The sequence below is a fragment of the Candidatus Endomicrobiellum pyrsonymphae genome (assembly GCF_020328025.1).
GTDB classification, from domain to species: domain Bacteria; phylum Elusimicrobiota; class Endomicrobiia; order Endomicrobiales; family Endomicrobiaceae; genus Endomicrobiellum; species Endomicrobiellum pyrsonymphae.
Genome location: NZ_JAIXMZ010000037.1, coordinates 4,177 through 12,508 on the forward strand (window position 1 = coordinate 4,177; position 8,332 = coordinate 12,508).

Annotated in this window: 10 protein-coding genes and 2 pseudogenes; all 12 read right to left on the reverse strand. The window is 32.2% G+C overall.

From position 1 onward, the window contains the following. Positions 1–39 precede the first annotated feature (39 nt). Positions 40–1,153, reverse strand: a pseudogene (locus LE180_RS04255) (site-specific DNA-methyltransferase). Positions 1,154–1,156: 3 nt separating this feature from the next. Further along, positions 1,157–1,939, reverse strand: coding sequence for a restriction endonuclease (locus tag LE180_RS04260; RefSeq protein ID WP_374134228.1), 783 nt, complete (start codon positions 1,937–1,939; stop codon positions 1,157–1,159). A gap of 228 nt (positions 1,940–2,167) precedes the next feature. Next, the gene (locus LE180_RS04265) at positions 2,168–2,905 is read right to left on the reverse strand and encodes a TlyA family RNA methyltransferase (protein ID WP_374134229.1); all 738 of its coding nucleotides are present in this window, start codon (positions 2,903–2,905) and stop codon (positions 2,168–2,170) included. A 219-nt stretch (positions 2,906–3,124) separates the two neighbouring features. Continuing rightward, positions 3,125–3,322, reverse strand: a complete 198-nt coding sequence (locus LE180_RS04270) for a hypothetical protein (RefSeq protein WP_374134230.1) — start codon at positions 3,320–3,322, stop codon at positions 3,125–3,127. Beyond that, positions 3,315–3,572, reverse strand: a complete 258-nt coding sequence (locus LE180_RS04275; RefSeq protein ID WP_374134231.1) for a thiamine pyrophosphate-dependent enzyme — start codon at positions 3,570–3,572, stop codon at positions 3,315–3,317. The genes LE180_RS04270 and LE180_RS04275 overlap by 8 nt, the downstream gene beginning before the upstream one ends. Before the next feature lie 166 nt (positions 3,573–3,738). Then, positions 3,739–4,083: pseudogene (locus tag LE180_RS04280) on the reverse strand (isocitrate lyase/phosphoenolpyruvate mutase family protein); the annotation flags it as partial. Between the two features lie 5 nt (positions 4,084–4,088). Then, entirely contained in the window at positions 4,089–5,093 is a 1,005-nt protein-coding gene (locus LE180_RS04285) for a M48 family metallopeptidase (protein ID WP_374134232.1), read from the reverse strand. Between the two features lie 101 nt (positions 5,094–5,194). After that, a complete protein-coding gene (locus LE180_RS04290) occupies positions 5,195–5,923 on the reverse strand; it encodes an AlwI family type II restriction endonuclease (protein WP_374134237.1) in 729 nt (242 codons plus the stop codon). A 3-nt stretch (positions 5,924–5,926) separates the two neighbouring features. After that, positions 5,927–6,331, reverse strand: a complete 405-nt coding sequence (locus LE180_RS04295) for an AlwI family type II restriction endonuclease (RefSeq protein WP_374134233.1) — start codon at positions 6,329–6,331, stop codon at positions 5,927–5,929. 66 nt (positions 6,332–6,397) lie between these two features. Then, positions 6,398–6,529: a hypothetical protein gene (locus LE180_RS04300; protein ID WP_374134234.1), complete on the reverse strand. Its 132-nt coding sequence runs from the start codon at positions 6,527–6,529 to the stop codon at positions 6,398–6,400. Between the two features lie 8 nt (positions 6,530–6,537). Next, on the reverse strand, positions 6,538–6,777 hold the full coding sequence (locus LE180_RS04305) for a hypothetical protein (RefSeq protein ID WP_374134235.1): 240 nt from the start codon (positions 6,775–6,777) through the stop codon (positions 6,538–6,540). A 10-nt stretch (positions 6,778–6,787) separates the two neighbouring features. Beyond that, on the reverse strand, positions 6,788–8,332 hold a 1,545-nt coding region (locus LE180_RS04310; RefSeq protein ID WP_374134236.1), incomplete at its 5' end, for a Dam family site-specific DNA-(adenine-N6)-methyltransferase.

Consider the following 8,332-nt stretch of genomic DNA (forward strand, 5'->3'; position numbering starts at 1 on the left):
ATCCGAATCTGCTTCGGAAATTATTTTAAAGTCTGCTATTTAAATTTGTTTCAAAAACTCATATTCAACTTTATTAAACAAGATATTCGGTAAATTATCTAATTTCTTCCTGACAATTTTAATAGCTTGTTCCGATTTATCAATACCAATCCAATTACGATTAAGTTCTTGCGCTGCAATAAGCGTAGCGCCTGAACCTGCAAAACAATCAAAAACCAAACCGCCATCATTTGATGAAGCCTTGATAATAAATTTTAATAAATCTAAACTTTTTTCAGTTGGATATTGAGGATATTGAGGATCTTTAAATTCCCAAATGTCTTGCATTTTTTTGCCGTCTTTGTTGTCAAGAAATATTTTTTTTCTAGGAATACAGTTTTCAGACCATTCAATGAGTCCCTGTTTATCAAACTCTTCGAGATTATCAGGGTCAGTTCTCCAATGCCGTCCTTTTGGCGGTTTAATTCCTTTCCAAGTTTTATTCGTATTCCCTTTAATAGTTTCGCCAGGAGCATGTAATGGAACCGTTGTGTATCTTCGCCCATCAGAATCAATTTTCTTAAACAATCTCATCTTATCATCCTCTGAAAAAGGAATTTGCGGATTATTCCAAATTAGAGAATTAGATTTAGAATAAAAAAGTATTGAATCTTTAATGTTTCCAAACGCTTTACGATTAAAATTTTTGGGATTACATTTTATGCGAGTAATATCATTCTTAAACATATCTCGTCCAAAAATTTCGTCCATAATTAACTTTACATAATGTCCTATTTTACAATCAATATGAAGATAAATTGAACCTCGTTCAGATAATAATTCTCTTAAAAAATTAATCGCTCTCCTAAAAACTCTAAGAAATCATCTCCTACGATAGTATCGCTATATGCGACATCATCGTCATTACTACTACTTATTGTACTTGTTCGTTCATTACCAATTCTAAAGCCTCCATTTATGGCAAACGGCGGGTCAATGTAAACTAAATCAACTCTACCTGAATAATCGTTAAGTAAAATTTTCATTGCAGAAATATTATCCGCGCAAATAAGCTCATTCGAGAACCTCTACCAAATATAATTTTCAGCTTTGCTTCTGGAGTGTTTTTAAGAATTTCTTCTTTTTGTTTTTTGTTATCGTAATAGATAATCATAATTTATAATTGATATAAAAACTCTCGCAAAACAAGAGAACTCATAATATTTCCCCCTTTTAGTTTTCCTGTAATGCTCATGTGCATTTTATTATTATCTTTGATGTATAAAACACCATCTAGGATTGCTATTTTAACAGCATTTACATTTTTTGTTTTGATTGTAGCAATAGCGTCGTTAAATTGCGCGTTTTGATGCTCACCAAAATCAATCAAGAACTTCGCCTCGCCAATTACATACTTGCCGTTGAAATAAGCAACAAAATCTAATCCATTATCGTGTTTATAGTTTAATTTTTCTTTTGCAAAAGATTTCATCTCTTCATCGCTTGCATCTAAAACAGCATTCTCTTTAGTCTTTAAAAATCTATCTAGTTTTAAAAGTTCAACACCTAAAACCTTAGACTTAAGCCAACGCTTAAAAAGCGGTCCAATCTGTCTATTTGTTTCTTTAGGCTCTGAACAATGCTCATAAATTTTATTAAGACCCATTTCATATAATCGTCCTGAAAGACGCGAAATAGTTGCTGGATTTCTTTCTAACGCGCTTATGTCTCTTTTTAAATAAGCGACATACGAATCCTTGATTGGAAACAAATCAAACTCAAAAAGATTTTTTAGGAGCTTTATATTGTCTTTCTTTTTAAATGCTTTTTCAACTTCATTCCAAATGTTATTGTCGATGTCTCGAATACCTTCAGGAACAGTTGGATACACCTTAAATAAATCGTCTAAATAATTCCTCTGGTTTGCATATTCAATACTTAATTTCATCCAATAATTCATATCGTCCCCCGTATTTCATTAGACATCCTGAATAAATCACATTATATATCAAACATGTCTTATGTAAATACCTCGTCAGGCTTCGCCTGCCACCCCTTTTGTAAAAAGGTGAATTTATTACAACGGTTTTGCCAATTTTAGAGGTGTTATCACTACAATGATCATGATAGCAAAATGCTAAGAATACAAACAAATCGCTGTACAAAGAAAACAATATCAAAATAATTGTTATTTTTTTAATAATAAAAAATGCTCTAAATTACCTTTTGATCCCCTGAGATCCGAATCTACTTCGGAAATTATTTCAAAACCCAAATTTAAAGCGACTTTTTTGATTCTATTTATAGCTTTTTGCCTTAATTTTTCATCTCTTACAACACCTTTTTTTATTTCAGACGGTTCAAGTTCAAACTGTGGTTTTATCATAGCTAAAACAAACCCGTTCTCTACAATATTTTTGTACGCCACAGGCATAATTTTATCGAGGGATATAAAAGAAACGTCTATAGTAGCAAAATCTATATTATCTTTTAATGACGATCCATCAAAATATCTAAAATTAATATTTTCTATATTTACGACTCGTTTATCATTCCTTAATTTATAATGTAATTGTCCCGAACCCACATCTACAGCATAAACTTTAACAGCGCCTTTTTGTAGCATACAATCTGTAAAACCACCCGTCGACGCTCCTATATCTAAACAAATATAACCGCTTACATCAATGGCAAGAGCCACTAAAGCAGATTCTAGTTTTAATCCTCCGCGCGAAACATATGGATTTGTATTTTTTACTTCAACTAAATCTTCTTCATCAATTAACGTTCCCGGTTTGTACTGAACCTGATTGTTTACAAAGATACTCCCCCCTATTACAAAAGCCTGCGCTCTTGTACGAGTTTCGGCAAGACCTTTCTCAAACAATAAAATATCAAGGCGTTTTTTATCTTTCTTTTTTTTCATAATAGTGTCAGGCAAAACAGAAGCAACATAGTCGCCCGCGAAAGCGAGCATGACGAACAAAGAGCAGCGATAAGGGAACATTGATAGATATACATTTTTCAATGTTTGCCACTTTTATTCTATTATCAAGGGAATATCACTTATTGTTTCAACATCAAGACGTTTCTTCTTTACTTTACCTAAATTGTTTCGTTAATTCTATTTTATTTTCAACTGGACTTATTTTTGGGATACCAATTTAGCGCCTTTTTTAACAAAAACCTCAATAAAAGACGGAGATGATTTCTCCTCAGAAAGAACATCTGAAAGCTCAGTCTTTGACTTTACTTTACGCACATACTTATATCCGCAGGTAAGAGCTGCATCACAAAGATTAATACTTTGAGCGATTGTAGGTTGCCAGTCAACGCTATCCATGCGTGGCGTTGTTCATAACAATGTGCGTAAAATTTATAGGCTTTTTGACTCCAATTGTAGGGACAGTTCCCATGCGCATAAGAAGCACGCCATCGCCGTCTATAACGGTCACGCGTTTATCTGGCTTTTGTAAAGCTAGAGACAATGCTATGCGCGGCGAAGCGTGTCCCATTGAACCAACAGCCAAAAAATCACACGAATGATCCACTTCGTATTCATCGCGTAGTTCATATAATTCTCGCGAAATCATACCTGTTGTAGAAAAAACTAGATTCTATCATTTATTTCCCACCCGAGATAAGTTCCAATATTTGCTTTATTGGCATACAAAATTTATCCGCCTCTAGCGATCTTTCATTATTTTAAAATGGTTTTTTCAATATTTAGCATAGCGAGATACGATGATCGAAGCATGCGCATAAATCCGGTACAGGCGCAAGCTCTTGCCTGCTCTCCGTACCAAATAGAGAATTCTTCTTTAAACCGGTTTTATCTTCAATAATAACAGCCGAAATACCGTTTCTCTCCAACGTACGCACGGTGAAGACAAAATGCTCAAGTTTGCCTCCGGTATCACCGTCAAAAATAATTGGTTTTGTGGTACACTCTAAGATATCAGTTAATGTCTGCAATCTAGTGGTTAAATCCACCACTTCTATATCTGGTTTACCTTTATTCGTGAAATCAGTAAGACTTGAAGACCACATTCCATCAAAACTATGTACTCCGTTTTCTTTAGCAACTTCAACATTTTTAACTATATATTCTAATTTCTGTACCCGTCCATAGTCTGCAATGCTTTTATTCTATCTTCAATAGGCGGATGTGTCGCAAAAAGTCCTGAAACTTTTGCAAAAAAAGATTTTTGTTTCTTTGCAGTTAAAGGATTTGCTATGCACATAGGCGACATTGTTTGTTTGTCGCTGAGTTTCTTTACCATAGAGTTTCCGGAAATTTTCTCTAAAGCGCTTATAAGACCATTGGGGTTTCTTGTTATTAATGCCGCTGTTGCATCAGCTTGAAATTCCCTTGTACGGGATACCGCAAGTTTTATGAGAGGCGCAACTAAATATCCGTACATATACAAAGATACAGCTAAAACAAATAAAAGAGCTTGTATCCCAACTGCTCTATTGTTTTTAGAATTATTTGTTCTTGTAGTTAATGCAAAGCGTAAAAGCATTTCCGCAGCTACAGTTGCAAAGCTTATGCATACAATCATTATAAGCATAAGTCTTATATCTCTGTTGCCTATATGTGCAATTTCGTGAGCTATAACGCCTTCAAGTTCAGGTACTTCCAATTTGTTAATGATGCCTTTTGTTAAAACTATACAAGAATGCTCAGGATCTCTTCCTGTTGCAAAAGCATTTAATCCTTCATCATTTACGGAGTAAACTCTTGGTATAGGGAGTCCCGCAGTTATGGCTATATTTTCAACAATATTTACTACCTCAGGGGCATTTTGTTTTGTAAGTTTAACAGCTCCTGCAATAGACAAAATAAAATTCTGTCCGGCATAATAACTTATCAAAATCCATAGAATTGCTATGGCTGTTACTACGGGCAAAACATATATTGCCGTTTGATTTGCTATTGTCAAAATGGACAGTTGAGCAACACTATCTGAGATATTAACAGCCTGAGTAAGACTTACAAATAAAATACCCAAATAAACTATTGCGGCAAGACTTATCGGAAACAGAATCATCAGCCATACGGTTTTTCTTGTATTGGATTCGATAAAATCGTAAGTTGTTATTTTTGCCATATGTAAAACTCTCATATAATAATCATTATGTTGAATTTGAAGAACGCCGCTACGCTTCTTTCACTTGTACCAATCTCAATAGAGCATATTTTATATTTTCATTATACCATAACATTGGGTTTTATGTTTGATTTGTACGCTTTATCAAAAACAGAATATAAATTTTTATACAGGAATTTTTTAGAGATAATAGTTTTTAATTCCTCCATCTGTAATGGAATAATTTTCATACCATCAACAGAATTCTTGCCGTCAGAAGAGTAGTATGTGTACGTTTTTCTGCCTCTAAAATCAGATATAACATTAATATCCAAGTAATTCGTTAGGAAAACACAGTATGCTCTTTCATTTTTATGTTTTAACAAGTATTCACCAAGATGTCTTGATACTGGTTCCATTTCAGTCCGTTTTTGATTTAAATCATTAGTCAGAGTAGCTTCAAGCAACATAGAATGGGCAGGATATGCATCTGTTTTATCGTAATAATATCCAATATCCGGCATTCCGCCATTTGCATGGCTCTTTGGCAGTAAATCCGCATCAAGAGATAAGTTCATGTACTTTAATATATCGCCGTTCTGCTCACTAAGTTTATACCAAATTATGCCAATCACATATTCAAATATAATAGGAACATCGGCATTATCTGTAACATAATCATTTATTTCCGCATCTCGCTTTCGGCTTTCAAACAATTCTAATAGTTTAATCAACACTTCATCTGTAAGTCTTTCTTTTATAAGCTGTTTAAAATGATTTAATCTATTACTATCAATGCTTTCTTTTAATTTTTCAAGATTTTTATATTTTTCTTCTGCCGAAGCATTGATATTTTATAGTATCTTCTTATTATCAAATACAAAGCACTGAGAAATTTCAGGGAGGGAAATATTATCTTGCAAATCTTTAGTGTCGGTAAATGCTAACTTATAGATACTATCTATATTCTCTTTGAAAAAATATTCAGGAATTATATCCATTTTAACAATATTGTCTTTAAAGAGGATTATATCTGTAAGTTTGAAATATCTTCTGTTTAAGTCTAAGTAATCTGACAAGTTAGCTTTTACCTTGAACAAATGCAATAACTTAAAAAATTCTATCTTAAAATCCTTTTCTGTTGCTGAGTTCAACAATTTTATTTTTTTGAGCGCATTATTCGGATTATTTTTAATTACTCTGATTGATGTTGATGAAAATAAGAAATCTTTCCATAATGATTTTGATTTACCCTGCAATCCGCCAATGCTCTTATAGACACTTAATAAATTGTTCTTTTTCTCCTTAAAACATAAAGCAAATAACTATTTATACAGTTTATAATACGGTTTATCGTAAGTGTGACTTTTTCTGTTCATACCGATAACAGTAATCAAATCTTCATTTACAGTCTTTTTTGATATTAAAAGTTTCAAGGCCTCCTTGTAATTTTTCATTGATAAAATTATGTCAACGATGAAAGAATCAACATTGCTTTTGTTCTTTTAACAAATTTATTAGTTTGCATAAATTTATAATATGCGGCTTGTGTAATTGCATTCCATTCTTTATTTTTTCTTGATTTCCAGAATTCTTCAATAAGAGCGAGCTGTCTTTCAATATTTGCATTAAATTCTTTTGTCCTATAGCTTGTCGTACCTATACTCCAGCAATAACTTTTGAATCCGATATGTTTGACAGACATAAATATGCTCCTAATAATTTACAATTAGCGCTTCTTCAGAGCTTCCGGTTTTATCTTTAGTGTGATAATTAGAGTTAGCGTAAGACTTATTCAGTCGGATTATTTTATATTCTCTTTTACTAAGCCAATCAATGAGAACTGAATTTTCTTTCCCCTTGCTTCTTAGAACATTTGATAGAGCAAACTTTACTTTTTTTGCATTAATGAAATCTAAAAAATTAAGCAAATCTTTTTCATCTTTATTCGTCCAACCGTTTTGTTCGTTATACGAAGCGCAAGTAATGAGATAAGGCGGGTCGCAATAAATAAAACTATTTTTTGTTAAAATTTTCGTGTCAAATTTTCTAAAATCCGTACTAGTAAATATAAAATTATTGTTTTTCAATCTATCAACAAAAGAATTTAACTTATTAAACATTTGTGTGTTAAAATCTCTTTTCCCTACTGGTAAATTAAATTCTCCTTTTGTATTAAATCTTATTTGATTATTAAAAGAATATACAATCAAAACATGCAACAAAGCATAATAATAATAATAGTCTTTACTTTTGTAATTATTAAAATCTCTTCTCATTTTAATGAATTGATTTTTGTTATATACTCCTAATCCGTCGCAGCTGTTGCAATTATATTTTTTGTATCCATACTTGCTTGACAAAGACAATTTATACTTATCAATAATTCCGTAAATCATATCAAACAGAGTTTCTTTATCTAAATTCCTAAATGTGCTAAAAAGATAACGAATGTATTGTTCTTTATCGTTCAATATAACTTTATTATGATTTACATTAACTCCGACATTTGCCCCTCCGCAAAACAAATCTACAAAAGTATCAACTTTTGTAGGAAAGTGAGGCAAAATTTGAGGAAGTAATTGAAATTTACCACCCGTGTAATTTAGAGGAGATTGAACCAAAGAGTTGCCATATTCTGAACTTTCGCAAACACACAAAAATAATCGCTCTTCATTTTCTTGAATATCAGATTTACCGGCTGTGAATGACTTATACTTCTGCGAAAAGATTTTAACTTTCCCTTTTTTAGTCAACACTTTCATTATATCGACGTCGCTTATTTTAGCATTTGAGCGCGCATTGCCTTTATTTGCCATATTGTTGTATGACAGCAAAATATATTTTGCATCTATATTAGATATTAAATCTTCAAAAACTTTAGGAGCCTTTTGAGTGCAATAATCACTTTTCAAATTATTTCTTTCCATTTTCTTAGCAACGCCGTAAATTTTAGACTTATCCCACTTTGCTACATTTTCAACAAGATGATATAAATCGCAATACTGCCTTGAATTATAAGGCGGGTCAATATAAACCAAATCCGCTTTTATATCTTTAACTAAACTATTTGCGTCTGTATTAAAACACTTATTGTTACTGTTTAGACTGTTTAATACTGTGGGGACAAACAATTCTAATTTTTTGCTTAAATCTCCGTTTTTTCTATAGGCATCGTAATGACCGCAGGTGTTTGCTATCCTATAGAAAAAACGGAGATTTAAGCAAAAAATTAGAATTGTTTGTCCCCACAGTATTAA